The sequence below is a fragment of the Chryseobacterium sp. L12 genome (genome assembly GCF_056133985.1).
This window is the reverse complement of the sequence record NZ_JBVYOF010000018.1, coordinates 54,060-76,837: the sequence shown is the minus strand read 5'-3', so window position 1 is coordinate 76,837 and position 22,778 is coordinate 54,060. Positions and strand designations below refer to the sequence as shown.

Sequence of the window (22,778 nt, the reverse complement as noted above, 5' to 3'; positions counted from 1 at the left end):
TATGAGGAAGACGGTCTTGTCGTGTAAAGATTTTAACTTATTTGTGTAAAACTTTAATGTATTTTTCCAATGCCATTGTCATGGACGGAGTTTCTTTAGTTGGTGCCATTAAATCTACTTTCAGTCCTGCTTCTTCGGCAGCGGCAGATGTTGTAGGACCAAAAACGCCTATTTTGGTATCTTCCTGCTTAAAATCCGGGAAGTTTTGTTGTAAAGATTTGATTCCCTGTGGACTGAAGAAAATCAACATATCGTAATCTTTTATAGTGATATCCGTAAGGTCACTGCAGACAGTTCGGTACATGATTGCTCTTTTCCAGTCTACATTAGATGCCTCCATTGTTTTTACAATATCCGGACTTAGAAGGTCTGAAGATGGGAGCAAATATTTTTCTGAGGGAAATTTTTTAAAAAGCGGTAAAAGGTCCGAAAAATTCTTTTCGCCAAAGCTTATTTTTCTCTTTCTGTAAACAATGTGCTTTTGGAGATAATTGGCAATTGCTTCCGACTGACAGATGTATCTCATCGTATCCGGAACTGCAAACCTCAATTCTTCTGCAAGCCTGAAATAATGGTCAATAGCATTCTTACTGGTAAAAATAATACCGGTATACTGTGTAAGGTCTATTTTTTGTGTTCTGAGTTCTTTGTTGTCTACACCTTCTACGTGGATAAACGGGCGGAAGTCAATCTTTATTTTTTCCTTCTTCGCAATTTCCAGATAAGGAGAAGACTCACTCGGCGCTGGTTGAGAAACCAATATTGATTTTATTCTCATCATGTACTCTATTAAATAAATAATAACTTCCATAGCATCAGAATTGGTGCCATTTGGAGCGTGCAAATATACAAAAATTTATAATACCATTTTTGGGGTAAGATGTTGTTTCTGTGAAACAAATAGAAAAATACCTTGAAAATGAATGTGAAACAAAAAAAACTGAGATAATATACAAATGCTTCATTTCTGTCGATCGGGAAATAATAATGCGCTATGCACAAAATAATCAGCAGAATAGAAAAGATGAAATAAAATTTGGTTGACGTAAAATAAAAAATGCTCCACTTTTTTCCGTCACCAATAGATTGGTAAAAAAGATATCCGAGTACAGCTCTTGTGATATAAAAAAGAGATACAATGATTACGGTGTAGCCAATTTTATTCAGTTGGTATCCAAATGGCTGAACGTCTGCAATATATTTCGGAACAAAAGGAATGTACTGCGAAACCAAGACACTCATGCAAAGTGCCGTTACTATAGAGGTAATGATCCAGCTCGGGAGATTATTGCTTGCATCATAATATTTCTGAAGCAGAAAGTCTTTGAGATTTGCATCACGTTCCACCACATTCATCATAAAAATGTATAGAAAGATACATACAATAAGGGTAAAAACAACCCAATCATTATTTTCGGGTATTCTTACGTGGTTCACAAAATTATGGATTGATGGCAAGAGAATATTTTTTTGCAAAATTATAGATTATTTTGTATAAAATAAAAAGCTTAAATAAACTATCTTTGCAAACTGAAATGAAAAAACTTGTCATCATTCCGACTTACAACGAAAAAGAAAATATTACCAATATTATTTCTGCAGTTTTTGCGTTGAATGAAGACTTTCATATTTTAGTGGTTGATGATTCTTCGCCTGATAAAACAGCGGATATCGTAAAAGATCTTCAGACAAAGTTTCCTCATCACCTGCATCTTTCTGTGAGACACGTGAAAGACGGATTGGGAAAAGCTTATATCCATGGATTCAAATGGGCACTTCAGAATCAGTATGATTATATATTTGAAATGGATGCTGATTTTTCACATGATCCGAAAGATCTTCCGAGACTTTTTGAAGCTTGTAAAAATGCAGATATGGCGGTCGGATCTCGCTATTCTAAAGGAGTGAATGTAGTCAACTGGCCAATGGGAAGAGTTTTGCTTTCTTATTTCGCTTCAAAATACGTAAGGTTTATTTTGGGTCTTCCGATTCACGATACAACAGCGGGTTTCGTTTGTTTTTCAAGAAAGGTGTTGGAAGAAATAGGATTGGATAATGTGAAATTAAAAGGATATGGCTTTCAGATTGAAATGAAATTCAGAACTTTCAAAAAAGGATTTAAAATTGTAGAAGTTCCTATTATTTTTACCAACAGAATTTTAGGCGAAAGTAAAATGAATGGCGGAATTATTCATGAAGCCGTTTTCGGAGTTTTAAACTTAAAGTGGAAATCTTTAATTAACAGGTTGTAAAATCAGAATTGTTCACAAACTATTATAATTGAGATACAATTTCTTTAATACAAATATATACATATGAAAAAGCTTATAGGATTTTTTACTTTTCTGTTGGTTTTTTCCTGTACGGAATATATAGATAAGCCCAAAAATCTTATTGATCAGGATAAGATGGCGGAGATTATTGCAGAAATGGCTATCAACGATCAGATGGTTTTTCTTTATCCGGACAAAAATCTGGAAAGCGGAACAAGATATATTCTTAAATCTTATAATATTAAAGCAGATGATTTTGTTGAAAGCTATAAATATTATGTTATTAAACAAAAGATGAAAGGCATCGTAGAAGATGCTCAGGAAATTCTTAAAGAAAAAGATCCAAAAGCTGTAGAGAAAGTAAAGAAAGAATCTGAACAGGTCATTAAGGATGTTCCCAGGCTTGAGCGCAGATAATTTTTCACCATCATTGAGAAATACGGATCGTATTAAATGTTATAGAATGAATTTTTTTAATATAGAAAAAACCTCAGAAGGGAAAGCAAGAGCGGGTGTCTTGTCTACTGATCACGGAAGTATTCAGACTCCTATCTTTATGCCGGTAGGAACGGTTGCAAGTGTAAAGACGGTGCATCAGAGAGAGATTAAAGAAGATATAAAGGCGCAGATTATCCTTGGAAATACCTATCATCTATATCTTCGTCCGGGAATGGAAGTCATGCAGGAAGCCGGAGGTTTGCACAAATTTATGAATTGGGATCTTCCCATTCTTACAGATTCAGGAGGTTTTCAGGTGTTTTCGCTTTCAGGAAGCAGAAAAATGTCTGAAGAAGGTGTGAAATTCAAATCTCATATCGACGGAAGCTATCATTTATTTACTCCGGAGAAGTCTATGGAAATTCAGAGACAGATCGGAGCAGACATATTTATGGCATTTGACGAGTGTGTTGCCTATCCGTGTGATTACAATCAGGTGAAATTATCAATGGAGATGACGCACCGCTGGCTGGAAAGATGTATTGACTGGAACGAAAAAAATCCTGAGCTTTATGGTTATAAACAACGGTTTTTTCCGATTGTTCAGGGTTCTACATATTCAGATTTAAGAAAAATTTCGGCAGAAGTAATTGCCGAAGCCGGTGCTGAAGGAAATGCAATTGGCGGTCTTTCCGTTGGTGAGCCGGAAGAAGAAATGTACAGAATCACGGATGAGGTTACGGATATTTTGCCTAAAGAAAAACCAAGATATCTGATGGGAGTAGGAACACCGTGGAATATTCTGGAATCTATCGGTCTCGGAATTGATATGATGGATTGCGTGATGCCAACAAGAAATGCAAGAAACGGGATGCTTTTTACATGGCAGGGGGTCATCAATATGAAAAATGAAAAATGGAAGAAAGATTTTTCGCCATTGGATGAGTTTGGGACAAGTTTTGTAGATCAGGAATATTCAAAAGCCTACGTAAGGCATTTATTTGTATCTAAAGAATACCTTGCAAAGCAGATTGCTTCTATTCATAACCTTGCATTTTATCTTGATTTGGTAAAAGTGGCGAGAGAGCATATCTTAGCAGGAGATTTTTATCAATGGAAAGATTCTGTAGTTCCTGTATTGAGACAAAGACTTTAAACATTATTTATGCTTAAAATAATAGACGGATATATCGTTAAAAAATACCTCGGAACCTTCGGGTTTATGTTGGTATTGCTGTCTATTGTCGTTTTGGTAATTGATGTACAGCAAAAAATTCCGCGAATAGAAAGAGCTACAGAAATAGATCCAAAGCTGGATGTTAGTTATTTTTTGGTTAATTTCTATCCGTTCTGGATTATAAACCTTGTTGTTACATTTTTGGCAATTCTTGTTTTTATTTCGGTTATTTATTTTACGTCAAGAATGGCAAATAATACCGAAATTGTTGCCATAATAAGCAGCGGTGCAAGCTTTCACAGATTTGCCAGACCATACCTGTTGACTTCATTGTTCATTGCGGTTGTCTCATTGGCAATCAATCATTTTGTTTTACCGTGGGCGAATATCAAGAAAAATCAACTGGAAGCCTATACTTACAATACTGCAAATAAAGAAAAAATCCTTGGTACAGCTGCTGTTTCTGCTCAGCTGAGCAAAATGGAGTATATTTTTGTCAATTCCTGGAACAAAAGAGAAAAAAGAGGGTATGGCTTTCTTTATCAGAAATTTGATAAAAACAGAAAGCTGATTTACGAGCTGAAATCTACCGATGTTTTCTGGGAGCAGGAGAAAAAGAATTTTGTACTCAACAGTTATCTGGAAAAGACCATTAATAAAGACGATTCCGAAAAATTGGGGCAGGGTTTTGAGATAAGAAAAAATTTCGGACAGGATCCTGAAGAATTATTTCCAAATGAGCTTTTAGGACAGAATAAGACTACTCCGGAACTTATTAAATTCATCGAAAGGGAAAAAGAAAAAGGAAACAGCAATCTCAACTCTCACCTGAACGAGTTTCACCAGCGTACTTCAATGCCGGTTTCTATTATCATATTAACGTTTCTTGCGCTTTCGCTTTCTTCACAAAAGAAAAGGGGAGGTTTGGGAATCAATCTGGCTATAGGTATTTCTCTGGCTTTCGTTTTTGTATTTTCTTTTGAAGCCTTAAAGGTGGTTTCAGAAAACAAAAGTATGTCTCCGGTACTGGCAATGTGGTTTCCAAATATCGTATTTTTTCCGGTTACTTTGTTTTTGTATCTGAAGAGGGCTAATCAGTAAAGAAGCTTGATCTCTTTCAGATAGAAAGCCTGCAGTCCTGTTTCCAGTTCAATGCAGATTTTTCCGTTTTTTTCTGCACTTCTTATGATGCCATTTTGTTTTGATCCTCCTATTTCAAAAACAGAAATTTGATCTTTACGGAACAGATGGTAGTTCAGATGAATCATAATTTCGTCTTCCGAAGGAATATTTTTTAATTTTTCAATGAAATATTTATGGAAGTTTTCAATGAAGTTTTTCAGATTAAATTTTTGTCCAGTCTGGGTTAAAATGGATCCGGCATTAGATATTTTATCGAAGTTTTCCTGTAAGATATTAATTCCGATTCCGGTAATGAAATAAGCCGTTTGGCTAATATTCTTTTTTTCAATTAAAATCCCGGCAATTTTCTTTTTGTTTAAAATAATATCATTTGGCCATTTAATGTGTACCTGTTTTCCTGTCAGGGTGGCAATATAAGTCTGTACGCAAATTGCGGTATAATAATTGAACAGAAAGTCGGAGTGATGAAAAGCTGATTTTTTTACTGCTAATGTGTAAGCCAGATTCTTTTCCGAAGACGAAACCCATTGATTGCCGTATTGTCCTCTGCCGTTTGTCTGACAGAAAGTGTAAAGGGCTGTAAAATCTGAAGTATTATAAAGTAAAATACCGCTTATTTCGTCATTAGTAGAAGAACATTCATTTACATAAAAAAGGTCATCCATTTAAGAAAACTTTAAGACTTTAAACGGCTAAAAATAAGGCTAAAGTGAAAGAAAAACAATAAATTTGCAGATTATATATATATTAATGAGTAAAACAGCAGAAAAGCAGGCACTAATAGATAAAATTATCGAGGCTATCCAGGATGTGAAAGGAGAAGATATCATGATTTTTGACCTTACCAATATCGAAAATTCAGTAGCAGAAACATTCATTATCTGCAGCGGAAATTCAAATACACAGGTTTCGGCATTAGCGGGAAATGTTGAGAAGAAAGTAAGAAACGAACTTCACGACAGACCTTGGCATGTAGAAGGTACGGAAAATGCTATGTGGGTTTTGGTAGATTATGTTTCGGTGGTAGTACATATTTTTCAGAAGCAGACCAGAGAATATTATGATATTGAAGAACTTTGGGGTGATGCTAAAATCACAAGAATTGAAAACGCAATATAAATTTTAAAAGTAATAAATGAATAATAAAGGATTTAACTGGTTTTTCCCAATAATGATTATAGCTCTTTTGCTATTTTTTGTTGCTAATTCGTTTGGTGACAGCGGTGCAAAATCTATGGACGAAGATACATTCTTCAGAACAATGCAGGCGGGAAAGATTCAGAAAGTTTTAATAGACAAACAGGCGCAGAAGGCTGATGTATATTTAACGAAAGAAGCAAAAACAGAAACTGTACAGGCTAATAAAGACAAAGCACCTGCTGCATTCCCTTCTTTCGGGATGTCACCAAAGCCAGACTATACATTGAAGTATGGAGACTTACAGTTGTTTCTCTCAAAGTTTGAAACGCTGAAATCTGAAAATCCAGCTATAAAAACAACCAAAGATTATGCAGAAGGTGAAAGCCCGCTGATGGGATTTCTTATTCAGGCATTGGTATGGATCGGGATTTTGGGGCTCTTCTATTTCATTCTTTTCAGAAAAATGGGAAGTGGCGGTGGTCCTGGTGGACAGATTTTCTCAATCGGTAAATCTAAGGCTAAACTTTTTGACGAAAAAGAAAGAATTCAGGTAACATTCAAAGATGTTGCAGGTTTAGAAGGAGCAAAAGAAGAAGTACAGGAAGTTGTAGATTTTCTTAAAAATTCTGAAAAATATACAAAACTGGGAGGCAAGATTCCTAAAGGAGTACTCTTGGTTGGTCCTCCGGGAACGGGTAAAACATTATTGGCAAAAGCAGTAGCCGGTGAGGCAAAAGTTCCTTTCTTCTCGCTTTCAGGTTCAGATTTTGTGGAGATGTTTGTTGGTGTAGGAGCTTCCAGAGTAAGAGATCTATTCGCTCAGGCAAAAGCCAAGTCTCCGGCAATTATTTTCATTGATGAGATTGATGCCATCGGACGAGCAAGAGGAAAAAATAACTTCTCGGGCGGAAATGATGAAAGAGAAAACACTCTGAATCAGCTTTTAACAGAAATGGATGGTTTCGGAACAGATACCAATGTAATTGTAATGGCAGCAACCAACAGAGCAGATATTTTAGATAAAGCTTTGATGAGAGCTGGTCGTTTTGACCGTTCGATTTATGTGGATTTGCCGGAACTTCATGAGAGAAGACAAATTTTCGATGTTCATTTGAGCAAGATTAAAATGGATGATACTGTAGACAGAGAGTTTTTAGCTAAACAGACTCCAGGTTTCAGTGGTGCAGACATAGCAAATGTTTGTAACGAAGCTGCTCTTATTGCAGCAAGAAACAATCATGAAGCTGTTACTAAACAGGATTTCCTTGATGCGGTTGACAGAATTATCGGTGGTCTTGAGAAAAAGAATAAAGCAATCAAGCCTTCGGAAAAGAGAAGAGTGGCTTATCACGAAGCGGGACACGCAACAATTTCTTGGTTGGTAGAACATGCTTCTCCGCTATTAAAAGTGACAATTGTTCCGAGAGGGCGTTCTTTAGGAGCGGCTTGGTATCTTCCGGAAGAAAGGCAGTTGACTACCACAGAACAAATGCTGGACGAAATGTGTGCAACATTGGGCGGAAGAGCTGCAGAGCAGGTGATATTCAACAATATTTCCACAGGTGCGCTTTCTGATCTTGAAAATGTAACGAAAAGAGCTCAGGCTATGGTGACCATTTATGGTTTGAGTCCAAACATCGGAAACATATCCTACTATGACAGTTCAGGACAATCTGAATACTCTTTCGGAAAACCTTATTCTGAAGAAACAGCGAAGAAAATTGATGTTGAGATCAAAGGAATTATTGAAAATCAATATGACAGAGCAGTTCAGATTTTAACAGAAAATAAAGATAAGCTTGATGCTTTGGCAAGTAAGCTTTTGGAAAAAGAAGTTATTTTCCGTGAGGATCTTGAAGAAATTTTCGGAAAAAGAGCGTGGGATCCTGAGTTAACGGAAAAGCCGGTTACCAATACAATTCCGGAAAACAGACTGGAGCCAAATAATGACGAAGGCAATATAGCAGAAGGTGAAATTAAGGCACCGGAAAGCCCTACACAGATTTAAAAAAATTGGTTAATATTGTACAGAATTCCCGATAAATAAATATTTGTCGGGAATTTTTTGTTTTTAAGTCATATTATTGGATTCTTTAAGATTATATTTTCTATTTTTGTACTAAGTTGACTAAAAATATACTAAGTTGAGTTTATTTAAAAGAATTGTAAGCAAACTTACCAATCAGCCTGAAGATGAGGAGAAGCAGAGCCTGGAAAAACTTGGAGATTCGCTGAAAAACGCCGATCTTGATTACAAGTTTGCACAGTTGTTTACTCATTCGGGTGGGTTTTTCAACTACTGTGCAGATGAGGCCGAAGCATTGCAGACTTTGAACCAGATTATTAAAATTGAGGGAATCAGCTCAATGTTTTGTTGTGATAAGGATTTACAGGGTTTTCTGAATGTTTTGAAAACAAACTATAATGCAGAGCTTCAGCAGTCGAATGATGCAGCATTTATTACGTGTGAGTATTTAATTGCTTATGACGGAAGGATTATGCTTTCTCATAATAACATTTTGCACTACCATTCTTCCAGGCTTCCCGGTAAGATTATCATTATGGCAAATGTTTCCCAGATTGTAAATAATCTGAATGATGCAATGGGCAAAATAAAGCGCACCGGGAATATTAAAAATCTTACATCAATCAGCGGAAATCATTCTAAACTGGATGCAGCTGCCAATAACAATACGAAGCTTTTTTTACTTCTATTGGAAGACTAACAAGCAGATTAAATTTTAAATTTTGGACAAAAATCTTATTCAGAGAACACTTTCGGGGCTTGTTTATGTAGCGGTAATTTTTCTTTGTACAACTCCGTTCGGAGCGCAGCTTCTGAATGGAATTGTAAAGCAGCAGTATCTGTTTTATGGCTTGATGAGTTTCTTTTTGCTCGCAGGAACTTGGGAATGCATCAGGATCATGCAGTTTGGTAAAGGATACGAAAAATGGATTGTTTTTCCGATTGTATTATTCATCTTTTACACTTTTTCCAAAAGATTTTTCCATCATGATTTTTACTTTAATTTCAGGTTATACGAAATTCTTGCGTTATCATTAGTTTTAATCGCTGTCGTTACTTTATTTAAATTTTCAAATGAATTGTATTTTGACAGCGGAAAACTAATTTTTACCGTTATTTATGTAGGATTGCCGTTTTCATTAGCTTTGGGTCTGCCTAAATTTTCAAATTTTGATGATACTTTTACCCTGGAAGTATTTTTTCTTTTTCTCCTGATATGGAGCAGCGATACTTTTGCGTATTTGACAGGAAAATTTTTTGGAAAACATAAAATGGCACCTAAAATTTCACCTAAAAAAACGTGGGAAGGTTATGCAGGTGGAGTAGTTCTAACTTTAGTGCTGTCTTACTTTGTGGAATTGTATCAGCCACAGCTCCGCGGGAACTGGATGGTCGTAGGTTTTCTGATTGCAGCATTTGCGCCTTTGGGAGATCTGGTGGAAAGCCAGCTGAAGAGAAATTTCGGGGTGAAAGACAGCGGAAATATTATTCCGGGACACGGGGGAATTTTAGACAGGCTTGATAGTTTTATCATTTGCGTTCCTGTCGTATATTTGTACTTTATTTTAGAAAAATTTATTTAATCGTAAAAGATCATCACCGACTTATAAAAATCTACACATGAAACTACATAAGGAATCAAAAGGAACAATTGCAGTTGCAACCATACTCTTTGCCATCATTGCAGCAGTATCTATCTATTATCTGGAAATGTTTTCCTTGTTGATTATTGTGCCTTTGCTGGTAGTTTACAGTCTGGTTTTTTGGTTTTTCAGAGTTCCCAACCGTGATATTCAGGATCATGTTGAAAACGTAATTGCTCCTGTAGACGGAAAAGTCGTTATGATTAAAGAAGTAGAAGAATCAGAATTTTTAAACGAAAAAGCAATTCAGGTTTCTATTTTTATGTCACCTCTTAATGTCCATATTTGCAGATTTCCGGTTTCTGGAAAAGTTATTTATAAAAAATATCATCCGGGAAAATATTTGGTAGCATGGCATGAAAAATCTTCTACAGAAAACGAAAGAACAACGGTTGCTGTAGAGAGTTTAACCAATCATAAGGTCGTTTTCAGACAAATTGCAGGATATGTTGCCAGAAGAATTGTATTTTACTGTAATGAAGGAGATAATGCAAAAGCAGGACACGAATTCGGGTTCATCAAATTCGGATCAAGAATGGATATATTCTTACCTTTAGATACAGAAATCATCTGCAAGATTGGAGATAAGACTAAAGGCGGAATTGATGTGATTGCTAAAATGAGAGATTGATTTTATAAAAGATAAATGAAAAATAGCTGTTTCGTAATGAGACAGCTATTTTTATTTGTTACCGTATATATTTCTTCACTTCCTCAATAATATTCAAAATCAGCTCCACAGGCAAATCGGTATTCTCATCAATTAAAAGAATTTTAAACTTTTTTCTTCCTTCACTGATGAGTTCAGGATAGTTCAGCCGATCACCATGATAAAAGCTGATGTAATGCTTTTTATGCTTTTTACTGAAATAAAAATAACAGAGCATCTTCTTTTTATACTTGAAAAAAGGAAGACCAAAGCTGAATGTCTCGGTAATGTTGTCAGGATCAGATTCCAGAATTTTCTTTCTTAAAAACAAAAGAATACTTCTTTCAGGTTCACTGATTTTGTAGAAGTATTCTTGTATAAGGTTCATTTAAACGTAAAGAAATTGATTAATCGAAATTCTGAAGTTCCACCAATTTATGGTAAACGCCTTTTTGAGCCATTAGCTCTTGATGACTTCCCTGTTCCACGATGTCGCCTTTTTCCATTACGACAATCCAGTCAGCTTTCTGAATAGTCGAAAGTCGGTGGGCAATAACCAGTGATGTGCGGTTTTCCATCATTTTTTCCAAGGCATCCTGCACAAATTTTTCAGATTCTGTATCCAAAGCAGAAGTTGCTTCATCCAAAATCATAATCGGTGGGTTTTTAAGAACAGCTCTTGCGATAGAAACCCTTTGTTTCTGTCCGCCGGAAAGCTTCCCGCCATCATCTCCAATATTGGTTTCGTAACCATTAGGAAGCTGTGAAATAAAAGTATCCGCATTCGCAATTTTAGCAGCAGCAATCACTTCATCTCTTGTAGCCTCGGGTTTTCCCATCAGAATATTGTTGTACACCGTATCGTTGAATAAAACAGATTCCTGAGTAACCATACCTAAAAGCTTTCTGTATTCTTTAAGCTTCAAATGTTTGATGTCGGTCTCATCAATCAGAATCTGACCTTCTGAAACATCATAAAATCTTGCAAGAAGATTGGCAATAGTTGTTTTTCCGCTTCCGCTTTGTCCCACAAGAGCAACTGTTTTTCCTTTAGGAATTGTAAGATTAAAGTTCTTTAAAATTAAATTAGATTTATCATAGTAGAACCCGATATTTTTAAACTCAATATGGTTATTCAGTGTAGAAATAGAAACAGGTTCGGCGATTTCTTCAATCTTTACATCAGCTTCCAGAATTTCCAATACTCTTTTAAGTGAAGCTTCGCCTTTCTGTACATTAGAAATAGATGAAGATAATGTCTTTACAGGAGGTAAAATCTGGAAGAAAATTCCTAGAAATACAAGGAAATCTGCTGGAGAAATACTTTGATCTACAATGATTTGTTTTCCTCCGTACCACGCAATAATCAGAAAGGTTACAGAACCCAGAAATTCACTCATCGGGGAGGCTAGTTCCTTCTTTCTTCCCAATCTTATAGAACTGTTGATCCACTTCTGCATTGATCCCATAAATCTGGTATTCATTATCTTTTCTGCACTGAAAATTTTAATCACCTTTGATGATTTTAAAGTTTCATCTACAATAGAAAATATGGTTCCCATTTCGTGTTGAGCTTCATGCGAATCTTTTTTAAGACTTTTACCGATCAGAGCAATTAGAGTTCCCATTACCGGTAAAACCAAAAGAGAAAAAAGTGTCATTTCGGGACTTAACCAAAATAAAGTTATCAGCGTACTTATCAGCATAAAAGGAGCATTGATAAGTTCCACTAAGCTTCCTAGTATATTACCTTCTACATCGCCAACGTCATTTGACATTCTAGACATCATGTCGCCTTTTCTGCTGTCGGTGAAGAAAGAAACAGGAAGAGACAAAACTTTCCTGTACATTTCGCCACGAAGATCTTTAGTAACTCCTACACGATAATTAATCAAAAGAAAAGATCCCAAATATCTGAATACATTTCTCAGAAAAAACATAAATGCAGTGACGATGCAAAGCCATGCCAAAACTTTAAGAGATCCATAATCGGCTACTAAAGTCTGGATGTAGTAGTTGGAATAGTCTTTCAGATATGAAAATAAATCCAGAACATTACCTGAATAAACAGGAGCAGAGTCGTACTTTTCTGGTTTTATGGTACCAAACAGCATCCCTAAAACTGGCAGAATTGTACCTAAAGATGCAATCTGAAATACCGAATACAAGAGATTGAAGAACAAACTTCCGTAGATGTATTTTTGATGAGGTTTTGCGAATTTTAATATTTTTCTATATTCGTTCATTCAATAAAATTGGATAGCAAAATTACTTAAAATATAATGATTAGACGTTTTTAATCAAACTTTACTTTATTGTTGTATTTCGGGCTGAAGTTTTTAGGGGTAAGCTTCTCAACCGTTTTTGAAAAGTTGTTGATAATCTGCGCCATGTTGGTGAAATTTACAATACTTAAGTCATCATTCGGCTGATGATAATGCTTGGCTTTCGTCATATCTACTGTGGAAATAGAATGGGCGATAATTTTCTTTTTTACATAGCTTACATTGTCAGAGCGATAAAATAATTGCTGTTTAGCATACGGATCAGGATGAATTTTTAAACCGTCTACAGCATATTTGTTAAAAAGCTCGTCCAAATCAGAGAATTCATCACCGGTAATAAAGACCGCATTTTTTCCGAATTGAGATTCTGTAGCAACCATTTCAAAATTAAATAGGGCAGCAATGTTTTCATTAATGCGATTCATGTTGTCATCTTCTGAAATTGCTTTAGAACCCAACATTCCCTTTTCTTCCCCGTTAAATGCCATAAAAACCATAGAAAATTCTGGATCCTTATCTTTGAAATAATCTGAAATACCCACTAATGTGGTAATTCCGCTTGCATTGTCATCTGCTCCGTTATAAATATTGTCACCGCCAGATTTATTTTTTGTGCCGATATGATCAAAATGTCCGGAAAATCCTAAAACTTTTTCCGATTTTCCTCTCTTTATTCCACATACATTGTAAGCAGTTTTGCCTTTGTAGTCAAATGGGATTAAATAAGAATTTCCTGTACAGTATTCCAGATTATTTTTCTCAAAAAGTTCTGCGATATATTGTGCAGATTTGTCGTTTTCCGGAGTTCCGATTTCGCGGCCTTTCATTTCGTCTGAAGCTAAAATTGAAATGATGGTTTTTATTCTTTCTTCAGACACCTCTTGTGCAAAAGTAGATATACTTAAAAATGAAAGTAATACAAAGGTTAATTTTTTCATGTTAATTTTTGCTTTTAATTTATTTAATCTGAATATGTCGCAAATTTCAGCAAATTGTTTCTGAGATATAAAAATAAATATTATTTATTTAAAGTTGATGCAGCCAACGCTGAATATTAAAAAAACAGCTCCTAATAAAGAAGCTGTTCTCACTCAAAAAATCGTTGTTAGGTTATCGGAGTCTGTCTACAGATTTTACGAGCCTCTCATCTTTTCTGATAAAAATATTTGCCATAAGCAAGCAGATTATCGAAATAAATGGAAAAACCGGCTCAATACCCTTCTCAGGAAAATCTATTCCTCCGGATAAATTTTGCAGCCAATACACCAAAATACCAATCAACAAAGCGTTTATAATCATGCTGGCTGTATTAAGCATGATTTGTCTTTTTCTGTTTTTATAACTGAATAAACTGAATGCTCCAATTAAAACAAGAACTACTGAAGAAGCATCAATCACCGGGAAACTTCCGAAAACATCAACATCCTGTCCTGTTATAAAAAGAAATACTGCGCCTAAAACCGCAAGTAAAATCCAAACCGTCTGTATTCTTTGTAGCATAGAATTTAAAATTCAGAAGCAAAAATAATATAAATTTTGCACAATTCAAAAATAAGTGTAGATTTGCAATATACAATGTACTTGAAAACAAAAGTCACCGGACTTACTTTTCTTACTCACAATTAATTACATTTTTACATAAAATATGTTTAACATAGAAACGTTAAGGTCAAAATCCGTTACGGAATTGACTAAAATCTTGAAAGATTTAGGCGTGAAGGTTGCAAGAACAAGCAATGAAAACGATAAAATCTTTGCTATTTTAGATTTTCAGGCTTCCAATCCAAAAGTGACGAAAGAGTATTTCAACTCTACGGAAGTTTCTGAGAATAAAGAAGAACCACTGCCGGAAAAACCCGCAAAAACAACCTCTCGAAAAACAACAGCTCCTAAAAAAACTGCTAAAAAGGTACTGCCTGAAGCTGAAGCTGAAAAAAAGGAAGAACAGGAAACTCCTGAAAAGGAAATCAAAAAAGAAGAAATTCTCTCTCCTGAAGCTGCTGAAGAGGATAAAGTAAAGGAGGTTGCTGAAGAAAAGCCTGCAAGCACACCCAAACAAAAAAGAAAAAGAGTTTCTGCAGCACCTAAAACAGAAACCGAAATACAGGAGAAAACAGAAGCTCCGGTGAATACAGATTCTCAGCCTGTTCAGGAAAAAGAAGAAAGACCGAAAAGACCGCAGGGTCAGCCTCAGAATACAAAAGGTCAAAACCATCCAAATCCGAATAACGGAAATTCTCAAAACAGAAACCAGAATAATAATCCGAATCAAAATCAAAATCAGAATTCGGGTCAAAACCAGAGTCCTAACCAAAATCCTAACAGGCATGCTGAAAAGCAGGAAGAAGCTGAACCAAGGAAAGAGTTTAGTTTTGACGGAATGGTTAGCATTGAAGGAGTTTTAGAAATTTTACCGGATAATTACGGTTTTTTAAGATCATCAGATTTCAGCTATATTTCTTCACCAGACGATGTGTATGTTTCTACAGCTCAGATCAGAAATTTCGGCTTAAAGACCGGAGATACCGTAAAAGGAATCGTACGTCTGCCTAAAGAAGGTGAAAAATATTTTTCTTTACTAAAACCTACTGAAGTTAACGGACGCGATTTAGCTTTCATCAAAGATCGAGTTGCATTTGAATATCTTACGCCGCTTTTTCCTGAAGAGAAATTTAATTTAGCCGGAAATAATTCTACTATCTCTACAAGAATAGTTGATCTTTTTGCTCCTATTGGTAAAGGCCAGAGAGCGATGATCGTTGCACAGCCGAAAACAGGTAAAACCATGTTGCTGAAAGATATTGCCAATTCTATTGCGGCCAATCATCCTGAAGTGTATATGATGGTACTTCTGATTGATGAACGTCCTGAAGAGGTAACCGATATGGAAAGAAGTGTAAATGCTGAAGTAATTGCGTCTACCTTTGATGAAGCTGCCGATAAACATGTGAAAGTAGCCAATCTTGTTTTGGCAAAAGCCCAGAGAATGGTAGAATGCGGACATGACGTAGTTATTCTTTTGGATTCTATCACGAGATTAGCAAGAGCTTACAATACGGTAACTCCGGCTTCCGGTAAAGTTCTTTCCGGTGGAGTTGATGCCAATGCGCTTCACAAACCGAAAAGATTTTTCGGAGCGGCAAGAAAAATTGAAGGCGGCGGATCTTTAACGATCATTGCAACAGCTCTTATCGATACTGGATCTAAAATGGATGAGGTTATTTTTGAAGAATTCAAAGGTACCGGAAACATGGAACTTCAACTAGACAGAAAAATCGCCAACAGAAGAATTTATCCGGCAATTGATCTTGTAGCTTCCAGTACACGTAGAGATGATCTTTTAATGGATGATGTCACTACTCAAAGAATGTGGATTTTAAGAAAATATCTTTCTGAAATGAATCCTGTAGAAGCAATGGAATTTGTGAATAAAAACATCAGAGGAACTTTGAATAACGAAGAGTTTTTAATGTCAATGAATAAATAAGATTTTTTATCTTAAGAAATAAAGCAGTCAAATTTTTTGGCTGCTTTTGTATTTGTTATTATCAATGTTAAAGATTTATTAAAATAATCTCTATTTTTTGAACTTGGCTTGAATATTGGCTAAATTTACATATTAACATTAAAAACAAACTTATGTCATTTGAATTACCAAAATTAGGATACGCTTACGAAGCTTTAGAACCAACAATTGATGCAAAAACAATGGAGATTCACCATTCTAAGCATCATCAGGCTTATGTTGATAATTTAAACAAAGCAATTGAAGGAACAGATTTGGAAGGTCAGTCTATCGAAGATGTTTGTAAAAACGGTTCTGAAAAGCCAGCTGTAAGAAACAATGGAGGTGGTCATTTTAATCATACACTATTTTGGGAGATTTTAACTCCGGGTGGTAGCAAAGAACCTGTAGGAAGTGTAAAAGCTGCTATTGAAAACTACGGAGGTTTTGAAAAATTCAAAAATGATTTTTCTGATGCCGCCAAAACAAGATTCGGTTCAGGATGGGCTTGGCTGGTAAAAAATGAAGACGGATCTGTTTCTGTAACTTCTACTCCAAACCAGGATAACCCACTAATGCCGGTTGCTGATGTACAGGGAACTCCGGTATTAGGATTAGACGTTTGGGAGCATGCTTACTATTTGAACTACCAAAACAGAAGACCTGATTATGTAACTGCATTCTTCGATGTGGTAAATTGGGATAAAGTTGAGGAGTTATTCAACAAATAAATCTTCAGTTTATATAATTAAAAAAGGTTCAGAATTTTCTGAACCTTTTTTGTTTTTAAGAATGTTTTAATCTATTACGGAATCAAAACCTTATCACCGCCAAATTTAGGTTCAATTTCAAAGAGTAAATCCCAATACGCTTTAGATTTTGCAAGATATTCTCTGAGGTTTGTTTTGAGACCTGCGTATTTATTGACATTTTCAGCATTATAGCCATACGCTTCAATATTATTTTTTCTGGCGAGAAAGACAGCTCTTTCGTTGTGGAATTTTTGTGAAATGATAATCAGTTGCTTCTGACTGAAAATTTCTTTGGCTCTTACTACTGAATCTAAAGTTCTGAATCCTGCAAAATCAAGAAATATTTTATCCTGTGGAATTCCTTGCTGCATCAGAGCCTGTTGCATATCTTCAGGCTCATTGTAATCTTTTCTGCTGTTGTCACCGCTTACGATGATATATTTAATTTTTCCGCTTTTATATAAGTCTGCCGCAGCTTTTATGCGGTTGGTGAAATACGCATTCGGATAACCGTTGCTCAGCGTTTTGCTTGTTCCTAAAAGCATGGCAGTTTTAGTCTGCGGAATCTGTGAAGTATCATCATAGAGAAAAGCTTCGGTGCTTTTCTTAATGCTGTAATTGGCAAAGACAACAAAAATAAATCCTGCCACAAAAAGAAGCAGGAAAAATTTAAAAAAGTTTTTCAGTATTTTTTTCATCATGTGATTGTATTTTAGAACTCCAATCCGTTTGGAAATGCTTTTTTTCTGAAAATCAATAACAGTGCAGCTCCCACGGTAATTGCAGAATCGGCAATATTAAAAATATATTTAAAAAACTCAATGTGCTTTCCTCCAATCAAAGGCCAGCTTTCAGGTACATTCCAGTCAACAATAGGAAAATGCAGCATATCTACCACACAACCTTTCATAAAAGCAGAATATCCTTCTCCAAAAGGAACCAATTTAGAAACTCCGCCATAGCCGATCCATCTTCCTGTATTTTCGTCGAAAACAGTTCCGCTGTCAAAGATTAAACCGTAAAACATTCCATCAATCAAATTTCCGATGGCTCCTGCAAAAATCATTGCCATAGGAATCAGGAGATAATTAGATTCCCCTCTTTTCAGCCATTTTTTAAAGAGATAAATCATTCCGCCAATCAAAAACAATCTTATGATCACCAGAAAATATTTGCCGATAATTCCTCCAAAATGAAATCCGTAAGCCATTCCGGGATTTTCAACAAAAGTTTTATTAAAAAAGCCATCAATTACAGGAACGCTTTCGTTAAGCTGGAAATTTGTTTTTACATAAATTTTAGAAGCCTGATCTATCAATAAGATAAGAAAGGTCACCAAAGCAATCTTCTTCATTACAATCCTTTTGGTTTTGATGGTTTATTAATTTTTTCGTTTTTCTTTTCAATTACTTTTTTAATCGTTTTCTGATTGTGAAAAGTATTTTTTGTGTGAAATTTTTCATATTTAATTCCCATTTCCTTCAATACGCTTTTCAGCGCATTCAGCTCCATAGAATTTTTGGTGTGCACGATGATAGATTCCATTATTTGATTTTAAAATTATTTGCGGGAAAGCTCATCCAGTCTTTTTCTGTCTTTTGCAGAAAGATCATTGATGCCGTTTTTGCCCATTTTACCCAGAAGTCTGTCTATTTCCTTCTCTCTTTCGCGTTTGTCAGAATTAAATTTGTCGTCAATCGTGTAATTTTTTTCCTTTTCAGGAAAAAAATTCTCTTTCAGCTTTTCTCTGTTGAAAAATGCCAAAACAGCAATGATGATTACGGCTAAAATCACAAATTCAGTCATAGCTATAATTAAAAATTAGGTTTATAAAATGCTGTAAAAACATTATATAAACCCAATTAATTATTTACAAAAATAAGATAAAATAATTATCTCTGCATATTTTTAGCTTCAATACTTAAAGTAGCATGCGGAACGGCCAGAAGTCTTTCCTTCGGAATCAGCTTTCCGGTTACTCTGCAGATGCCATACGTTTTATTTTCAATCCTGATCAGTGCATTTTTCAGATCACGTACAAACTTTTCCTGTCTTCCGGCAAGAATAGAATTCTGCTCTTTACTCAATGTTTCAGCACCTTCTTCAAAAGCTTTGAAGGTAGGCGAAGTATCATCTGTACCATTGTTCTGGTCATTGATGAAACTTTCTCTGATCAGCTGAAGATCTCTTTCAGCTTTATCTATTTTTTCTTTGATTACTTTTTTAAATTCCTGTAAATCAGCGTCGCTGTATCGCACTCTTTCGTCTTGCATGGCTCTTTTTCTTTTTAATAAAATTATGAATTGGAATTTGAAAAAACAACAATTAAATATTAATTTTTTTCAACATTCACTTTAAAATTTTGGTCATCAATGTCGATTTCGTTAAAATTTGAAAGTGAAGATACAACTTCTATTTTGTTTGACAACACCTCAGATGAAATATATTCTTCATTTTGTCTGATTTGTTCAAGAAAAGGATTGTTTTCTTCCAAAATAATGCTGATTTTATCTGTTAAATCAAAATCTTTTTCTTTTCTAAGATTCTGAATTCTGTTGATAAACTCTCTTGCGATGCCTTCAGATTTTAACTCATCTGTCAGCTTCAAATCTAGTGCCACAGTTGTTTTTCCGTCTGAAGTTACCGTCCATCCCGGAATGTCTTTGGTGGAAATTTCAACATCCGCTGTTGTAATTTCGTATCCCTGAATGTTGATGCTTCCGTTTTTCTCTAAAGATGAAATTTGGTCTGCAGAAAGATTATTGATTTCATTACCAACAACTTTCATATCTTTTCCAAGTCTTGAACCCAAAGTTTTAAAGTTCGGTTTAATCTGTTTTACAATTAAATGGGATGCTTCTTCCGCATTGATTAATTGTAATTCTTTAACATTAACTTCTTGTTTAATTAATTCTGCAACCGCTAAAATTTGCTCTTCTGTTTTCTTATCCAATACCGGAATTAAAACTTTTTGAAGTGGTTGACGCACTTTTATACTTTCTGCACGTCGAATTGACAATACTAAACTTGTAATATTTTGTGCCAAATGCGTTTTCTCTACCAAATCCTGATCAATCAAACTTTCATCTGCAACCGGGAAATCTGTTAAATGTACCGATTCATTGCTGTCATTTCCCGTTACTTTATTCAGATCCTGATACAGCTGATCCATAAAGAATGGAGCGATCGGAGCGGATAATTTAGCAACCGTTTCCAGACAGATGTATAAAGTCTGATAAGCAGAGATTTTGTCATCAGAATAATCTCCTTTCCAGAAACGTCTTCTGCACAATCTTACGTACCAGTTTGATAAATTGTCATTCACAAAAGTGCTGATGGCTCTTGCAACTCTTGTCGGCTCATAATCTTCGTAGAATGCTTTTACTTCCTTAATTAAAAGATTTAATTCAGATAAAATCCATCTATCGATTTCTGGTCTGTTTTCAACTTCTTTTTCAGAATAATTAAATCCATCAACATTTGCATATAAAGCGAAGAATGAATACGTATTGTAAAGAGTTCCGAAGAATTTTCTTCTCACTTCATCAATTCCGTCTTTGTCAAACTTCAAATTTTCCCAAGGATTTGCATTGGAAATCATGTACCAACGCGTAGCATCGGGACCATAATCTGCAAGCGTTTCAAAAGGATCTACTGCATTTCCGAGACGTTTAGACATTTTCTGACCGTTTTTATCCAAAACAAGTCCGTTACTCATTACATTTTTATAAGCAACAGAATCAAAAACTGCTGTTCCGATCGCATGAAGGGTATAAAACCATCCACGAGTCTGGTCAACGCCTTCAGCGATAAAATCTGCCGGGAATGCTTTGTTGTTATCAATTAATTCTTTATTTTCAAAAGGATAATGCAACTGCGCATAAGGCATCGATCCGGAATCAAACCAAACGTCGATCAAATCACTTTCACGGTTCATTGTTTTTCCTGACTCTGAAACCAAAACGATCTTATCAACAATATTTTTGTGTAAGTCAACCAAAGAATAATTTTCTTCAGACATATTTCCGATTTCAAAACCTTTAAAAGGGTTTTCTGTCATTAATCCTGCAGCGATAGATTTCTCAATTTCATTATATAATTCTTCTACAGAACCGATGATTTTTTCTTCTTTCTGATCTTCTGTTCTCCAGATTGGCAACGGAATTCCCCAATATCTTGAACGGGAAAGATTCCAGTCGTTTACGTTTTCAAGCCAGTTGGCAAAACGCCCTTCTCCGGTAGATTTCGGTTTCCAGTTGATGGTTTCGTTGAGTTCTACCAAACGGTTTTTCACCTGAGACATTTTCACAAACCATGAATCAAGCGGATAGTACAAAACAGGTTTATCTGTTCTCCAGCAATGAGGGTAGCTGTGAACATATTTTTCTACTTTGAAGGCTTTATTTTCTGTTTTCAGCAAAATGGCAAGTTCTACATCCCAGGATTTTTCGGGAGCAGTTCCTTCATCGTAATATTCGTTTTTAATATATTTTCCTGAGAAAGTTTCCGGAACATTTTCTCCTTTAATAAATTTACCCTGCAAATCTACCAGAGGAACCAGATTATCATTTTCATCTTTTACCAACATTGGTGGAATTCCCGCATCTTTCGCTACTCTCGCATCATCGGCACCAAAAGTAGGAGCGATGTGAACAATTCCGGTACCGTCTTCCGTAGTTACAAAATCTCCGATAATCACTCTGAATGCTTTTTCAGGGCTTTCATTTGGGGTAAACCAAGGAATTAATTGCTCGTATTGAGTTCCTGCTAATTTTTCTCCGGTAAATTCTTTTAGAATTTTAAATGGAATGGTTTTGCTGTCTGAAGTATAATTTGCCAAATCATCATCAGTTCCTTCCACGAATTTTTTACCGAAATTTTTCTCCAATAAAACTCTTGCCAAAACAACGGTTACAGGCTCAAAAGTATATTGGTTGAAAGTTTTCACAACAACATATTCAATATCTCTTCCTATCGCCAAAGCTGTGTTTGAAGGTAAAGTCCACGGAGTTGTCGTCCAAGCTAAAATATTTACATCTCCGTCAACATCATTGAATAATTCTGAAGAATCTTTTTTTACTTTAAATTGGGCAACAATTGTAGTATCTGTAACATCACGGTAAGTTCCCGGCTGATTCAGTTCGTGAGAAGAAAGTCCGGTTCCTGCTTTCGGTGAATAAGGCTGAATTGTATACCCTTTATACAACAATTCTTTGCTGTACAATTGTTTTAGCAACCACCAAACGGTTTCCATGTATTTTGATTTGTACGTGATATACGGATCTTCCAGATCTACCCAATATCCGATTTTTTCGGTAAGGTGGTTCCAGACATCAGTGTAACGCATTACTGCTTCACGACAAGCTTTGTTGTAATCTTCAATCGAAATTTTTTTGCCAATATCTTCTTTTGTAATTCCGAGTTCTTTTTCAACTCCAAGTTCTACCGGAAGTCCGTGTGTGTCCCAACCAGCTTTACGGAAAACCTGTTTCCCGTTCTGAGTTTGGTAACGGCAGAAAATATCTTTCAACGCTCTTGCCATAACGTGGTGAATTCCGGGCATTCCGTTGGCTGAAGGCGGACCTTCATAAAACACAAACTCAGGATTTCCCTGACGCGTTTCCACACTTTTTGCAAAAGTGTCATTTGCTTTCCAGAACTCCGAAACATTTTCGGCTACGTCTATAAGGTTGAGGTTTTTATATTCTTTAAATTGGCTCATTGTAATTTCTCAATTTCGTTGATTA

24 protein-coding genes are annotated in these 22,778 nt (G+C 35.5%); 11 read left to right on the top strand and 13 right to left on the bottom strand.

The features are described 5' to 3' along the window. Positions 1 to 37: 37 nt before the first annotated feature. The gene (locus tag AC0NBN_RS11545; RefSeq protein ID WP_143883806.1) at positions 38 to 778 is read right to left on the bottom strand and encodes a uroporphyrinogen-III synthase; all 741 of its coding nucleotides are present in this window, start codon (positions 776 to 778) and stop codon (positions 38 to 40) included. A gap of 11 nt (positions 779 to 789) precedes the next feature. Continuing rightward, positions 790 to 1,437 carry a DUF4271 domain-containing protein gene (locus tag AC0NBN_RS11540; protein ID WP_474468419.1) on the bottom strand — a complete coding sequence of 216 codons (648 nt, stop codon included), beginning with the start codon at positions 1,435 to 1,437 and terminating at the stop codon, positions 790 to 792. A gap of 98 nt (positions 1,438 to 1,535) precedes the next feature. Between AC0NBN_RS11540 and AC0NBN_RS11535 the strand changes: the two genes are divergently transcribed. From AC0NBN_RS11535 to AC0NBN_RS11520, 4 genes are all read left to right on the top strand, one after another. After that, positions 1,536 to 2,252 carry a polyprenol monophosphomannose synthase gene (locus AC0NBN_RS11535; RefSeq protein ID WP_143883225.1) on the top strand — a complete coding sequence of 239 codons (717 nt, stop codon included), beginning with the start codon at positions 1,536 to 1,538 and terminating at the stop codon, positions 2,250 to 2,252. Between the two features lie 63 nt (positions 2,253 to 2,315). After that, a complete protein-coding gene (locus AC0NBN_RS11530; RefSeq protein ID WP_160812669.1) occupies positions 2,316 to 2,690 on the top strand; it encodes a DUF4296 domain-containing protein in 375 nt (124 codons plus the stop codon). 46 nt (positions 2,691 to 2,736) lie between these two features. Then, on the top strand, positions 2,737 to 3,867 hold the full coding sequence (tgt, locus tag AC0NBN_RS11525; protein WP_160812670.1) for a tRNA guanosine(34) transglycosylase Tgt: 1,131 nt from the start codon (positions 2,737 to 2,739) through the stop codon (positions 3,865 to 3,867). Positions 3,868 to 3,876: 9 nt separating this feature from the next. After that, on the top strand, positions 3,877 to 4,989 hold the full coding sequence (locus tag AC0NBN_RS11520) for an LptF/LptG family permease (protein ID WP_143883228.1): 1,113 nt from the start codon (positions 3,877 to 3,879) through the stop codon (positions 4,987 to 4,989). Here the strand turns inward: AC0NBN_RS11520 and AC0NBN_RS11515 are convergent. Then, positions 4,983 to 5,696 (bottom strand): biotin--[acetyl-CoA-carboxylase] ligase, encoded by a 714-nt coding sequence (locus tag AC0NBN_RS11515; protein ID WP_160812671.1) that lies wholly within the window; start codon positions 5,694 to 5,696, stop codon positions 4,983 to 4,985. The genes AC0NBN_RS11520 and AC0NBN_RS11515 overlap by 7 nt on opposite strands. 85 nt (positions 5,697 to 5,781) lie before the next feature. Here AC0NBN_RS11515 and rsfS point away from each other — a divergent pair, with 85 nt between their 5' ends. From rsfS to AC0NBN_RS11490, 5 genes are all read left to right on the top strand, one after another. Next, the gene (gene rsfS / locus AC0NBN_RS11510) at positions 5,782 to 6,150 is read left to right on the top strand and encodes a ribosome silencing factor (protein WP_143883230.1); all 369 of its coding nucleotides are present in this window, start codon (positions 5,782 to 5,784) and stop codon (positions 6,148 to 6,150) included. 16 nt (positions 6,151 to 6,166) lie between these two features. Next, a complete protein-coding gene (ftsH, locus tag AC0NBN_RS11505) occupies positions 6,167 to 8,179 on the top strand; it encodes an ATP-dependent zinc metalloprotease FtsH (protein WP_160812672.1) in 2,013 nt (670 codons plus the stop codon). Positions 8,180 to 8,315: 136 nt separating this feature from the next. Beyond that, positions 8,316 to 8,897 (top strand): LUD domain-containing protein, encoded by a 582-nt coding sequence (locus AC0NBN_RS11500; protein ID WP_143883232.1) that lies wholly within the window; start codon positions 8,316 to 8,318, stop codon positions 8,895 to 8,897. Between the two features lie 22 nt (positions 8,898 to 8,919). Then, positions 8,920 to 9,780 carry a phosphatidate cytidylyltransferase gene (locus tag AC0NBN_RS11495; RefSeq protein WP_160812673.1) on the top strand — a complete coding sequence of 287 codons (861 nt, stop codon included), beginning with the start codon at positions 8,920 to 8,922 and terminating at the stop codon, positions 9,778 to 9,780. 37 nt (positions 9,781 to 9,817) lie between these two features. Then, on the top strand, positions 9,818 to 10,471 hold the full coding sequence (locus AC0NBN_RS11490; protein ID WP_160812674.1) for a phosphatidylserine decarboxylase family protein: 654 nt from the start codon (positions 9,818 to 9,820) through the stop codon (positions 10,469 to 10,471). A gap of 58 nt (positions 10,472 to 10,529) precedes the next feature. Here the strand turns inward: AC0NBN_RS11490 and AC0NBN_RS11485 are convergent, their stop codons facing one another. The 4 genes from AC0NBN_RS11485 to AC0NBN_RS11470 all read right to left on the bottom strand — a co-directional run bounded on the left by AC0NBN_RS11485 (position 10,530) and on the right by AC0NBN_RS11470 (position 14,274). Further along, positions 10,530 to 10,877, bottom strand: a complete 348-nt coding sequence (locus tag AC0NBN_RS11485; RefSeq protein ID WP_160812675.1) for a DUF1801 domain-containing protein — start codon at positions 10,875 to 10,877, stop codon at positions 10,530 to 10,532. 19 nt (positions 10,878 to 10,896) lie between these two features. Further along, positions 10,897 to 12,735 carry an ABC transporter ATP-binding protein gene (locus tag AC0NBN_RS11480; RefSeq protein ID WP_143883238.1) on the bottom strand — a complete coding sequence of 613 codons (1,839 nt, stop codon included), beginning with the start codon at positions 12,733 to 12,735 and terminating at the stop codon, positions 10,897 to 10,899. Positions 12,736 to 12,785: 50 nt separating this feature from the next. Beyond that, a complete protein-coding gene (locus AC0NBN_RS11475) occupies positions 12,786 to 13,712 on the bottom strand; it encodes a M28 family peptidase (RefSeq protein WP_160812676.1) in 927 nt (308 codons plus the stop codon). A 172-nt stretch (positions 13,713 to 13,884) separates the two neighbouring features. Next, positions 13,885 to 14,274 (bottom strand): DUF4293 domain-containing protein, encoded by a 390-nt coding sequence (locus AC0NBN_RS11470; protein WP_143883240.1) that lies wholly within the window; start codon positions 14,272 to 14,274, stop codon positions 13,885 to 13,887. A 145-nt stretch (positions 14,275 to 14,419) separates the two neighbouring features. Here AC0NBN_RS11470 and rho point away from each other — a divergent pair, with 145 nt between their 5' ends. Then, on the top strand, positions 14,420 to 16,261 hold the full coding sequence (gene rho / locus AC0NBN_RS11465; RefSeq protein ID WP_160812677.1) for a transcription termination factor Rho: 1,842 nt from the start codon (positions 14,420 to 14,422) through the stop codon (positions 16,259 to 16,261). Between the two features lie 152 nt (positions 16,262 to 16,413). After that, positions 16,414 to 17,010 carry a superoxide dismutase gene (locus AC0NBN_RS11460; RefSeq protein WP_143883242.1) on the top strand — a complete coding sequence of 199 codons (597 nt, stop codon included), beginning with the start codon at positions 16,414 to 16,416 and terminating at the stop codon, positions 17,008 to 17,010. Between the two features lie 74 nt (positions 17,011 to 17,084). Here AC0NBN_RS11460 and AC0NBN_RS11455 read toward each other — a convergent pair whose 3' ends face one another. The 6 genes from AC0NBN_RS11455 to ileS form a co-directional block, all read right to left on the bottom strand. Then, positions 17,085 to 17,729 (bottom strand): ElyC/SanA/YdcF family protein, encoded by a 645-nt coding sequence (locus AC0NBN_RS11455; protein ID WP_160812720.1) that lies wholly within the window; start codon positions 17,727 to 17,729, stop codon positions 17,085 to 17,087. Positions 17,730 to 17,743: 14 nt separating this feature from the next. Beyond that, positions 17,744 to 18,385 (bottom strand): lipoprotein signal peptidase, encoded by a 642-nt coding sequence (locus AC0NBN_RS11450; RefSeq protein ID WP_143883244.1) that lies wholly within the window; start codon positions 18,383 to 18,385, stop codon positions 17,744 to 17,746. After that, positions 18,385 to 18,576, bottom strand: a complete 192-nt coding sequence (locus AC0NBN_RS11445; protein ID WP_160812678.1) for a DUF2683 family protein — start codon at positions 18,574 to 18,576, stop codon at positions 18,385 to 18,387. The genes AC0NBN_RS11450 and AC0NBN_RS11445 overlap by 1 nt, the downstream gene beginning before the upstream one ends. Before the next feature lie 15 nt (positions 18,577 to 18,591). Further along, on the bottom strand, positions 18,592 to 18,837 hold the full coding sequence (locus AC0NBN_RS11440) for a DUF6576 domain-containing protein (RefSeq protein ID WP_160812679.1): 246 nt from the start codon (positions 18,835 to 18,837) through the stop codon (positions 18,592 to 18,594). A gap of 86 nt (positions 18,838 to 18,923) precedes the next feature. Beyond that, positions 18,924 to 19,304, bottom strand: a complete 381-nt coding sequence (locus AC0NBN_RS11435; protein WP_089741706.1) for a TraR/DksA family transcriptional regulator — start codon at positions 19,302 to 19,304, stop codon at positions 18,924 to 18,926. 59 nt (positions 19,305 to 19,363) lie between these two features. Continuing rightward, complete coding sequence (gene ileS / locus AC0NBN_RS11430; protein ID WP_160812680.1) at positions 19,364 to 22,753, bottom strand: isoleucine--tRNA ligase; 3,390 nt, start codon at positions 22,751 to 22,753, stop codon at positions 19,364 to 19,366. Positions 22,754 to 22,778 lie beyond the last annotated feature (25 nt).

What these genes read in the sequence shown, in the direction of transcription:
- AC0NBN_RS11545 (WP_143883806.1), bottom strand. Translation starts at nt 778, where the DNA reads ATGAGAATAAAATCAATATTGGTTTCTCAACCAGCGCCGAGTGAGTCT.
- AC0NBN_RS11535 (WP_143883225.1), top strand. Translation starts at nt 1,536, where the DNA reads ATGAAAAAACTTGTCATCATTCCGACTTACAACGAAAAAGAAAATATT.
- AC0NBN_RS11530 (WP_160812669.1), top strand. Translation starts at nt 2,316, where the DNA reads ATGAAAAAGCTTATAGGATTTTTTACTTTTCTGTTGGTTTTTTCCTGT.
- tgt (WP_160812670.1), top strand. Translation starts at nt 2,737, where the DNA reads ATGAATTTTTTTAATATAGAAAAAACCTCAGAAGGGAAAGCAAGAGCG.
- AC0NBN_RS11520 (WP_143883228.1), top strand. Translation starts at nt 3,877, where the DNA reads ATGCTTAAAATAATAGACGGATATATCGTTAAAAAATACCTCGGAACC.
- AC0NBN_RS11515 (WP_160812671.1), bottom strand. Translation starts at nt 5,696, where the DNA reads ATGGATGACCTTTTTTATGTAAATGAATGTTCTTCTACTAATGACGAA.
- rsfS (WP_143883230.1), top strand. Translation starts at nt 5,782, where the DNA reads ATGAGTAAAACAGCAGAAAAGCAGGCACTAATAGATAAAATTATCGAG.
- ftsH (WP_160812672.1), top strand. Translation starts at nt 6,167, where the DNA reads ATGAATAATAAAGGATTTAACTGGTTTTTCCCAATAATGATTATAGCT.
- AC0NBN_RS11490 (WP_160812674.1), top strand. Translation starts at nt 9,818, where the DNA reads ATGAAACTACATAAGGAATCAAAAGGAACAATTGCAGTTGCAACCATA.
- AC0NBN_RS11485 (WP_160812675.1), bottom strand. Translation starts at nt 10,877, where the DNA reads ATGAACCTTATACAAGAATACTTCTACAAAATCAGTGAACCTGAAAGA.
- AC0NBN_RS11480 (WP_143883238.1), bottom strand. Translation starts at nt 12,735, where the DNA reads ATGAACGAATATAGAAAAATATTAAAATTCGCAAAACCTCATCAAAAA.
- AC0NBN_RS11475 (WP_160812676.1), bottom strand. Translation starts at nt 13,712, where the DNA reads ATGAAAAAATTAACCTTTGTATTACTTTCATTTTTAAGTATATCTACT.
- AC0NBN_RS11470 (WP_143883240.1), bottom strand. Translation starts at nt 14,274, where the DNA reads ATGCTACAAAGAATACAGACGGTTTGGATTTTACTTGCGGTTTTAGGC.
- rho (WP_160812677.1), top strand. Translation starts at nt 14,420, where the DNA reads ATGTTTAACATAGAAACGTTAAGGTCAAAATCCGTTACGGAATTGACT.
- AC0NBN_RS11460 (WP_143883242.1), top strand. Translation starts at nt 16,414, where the DNA reads ATGTCATTTGAATTACCAAAATTAGGATACGCTTACGAAGCTTTAGAA.
- AC0NBN_RS11455 (WP_160812720.1), bottom strand. Translation starts at nt 17,729, where the DNA reads ATGAAAAAAATACTGAAAAACTTTTTTAAATTTTTCCTGCTTCTTTTT.
- AC0NBN_RS11450 (WP_143883244.1), bottom strand. Translation starts at nt 18,385, where the DNA reads ATGAAGAAGATTGCTTTGGTGACCTTTCTTATCTTATTGATAGATCAG.
- AC0NBN_RS11445 (WP_160812678.1), bottom strand. Translation starts at nt 18,576, where the DNA reads ATGGAATCTATCATCGTGCACACCAAAAATTCTATGGAGCTGAATGCG.
- AC0NBN_RS11440 (WP_160812679.1), bottom strand. Translation starts at nt 18,837, where the DNA reads ATGACTGAATTTGTGATTTTAGCCGTAATCATCATTGCTGTTTTGGCA.
- AC0NBN_RS11435 (WP_089741706.1), bottom strand. Translation starts at nt 19,304, where the DNA reads ATGCAAGACGAAAGAGTGCGATACAGCGACGCTGATTTACAGGAATTT.
- ileS (WP_160812680.1), bottom strand. Translation starts at nt 22,753, where the DNA reads ATGAGCCAATTTAAAGAATATAAAAACCTCAACCTTATAGACGTAGCC.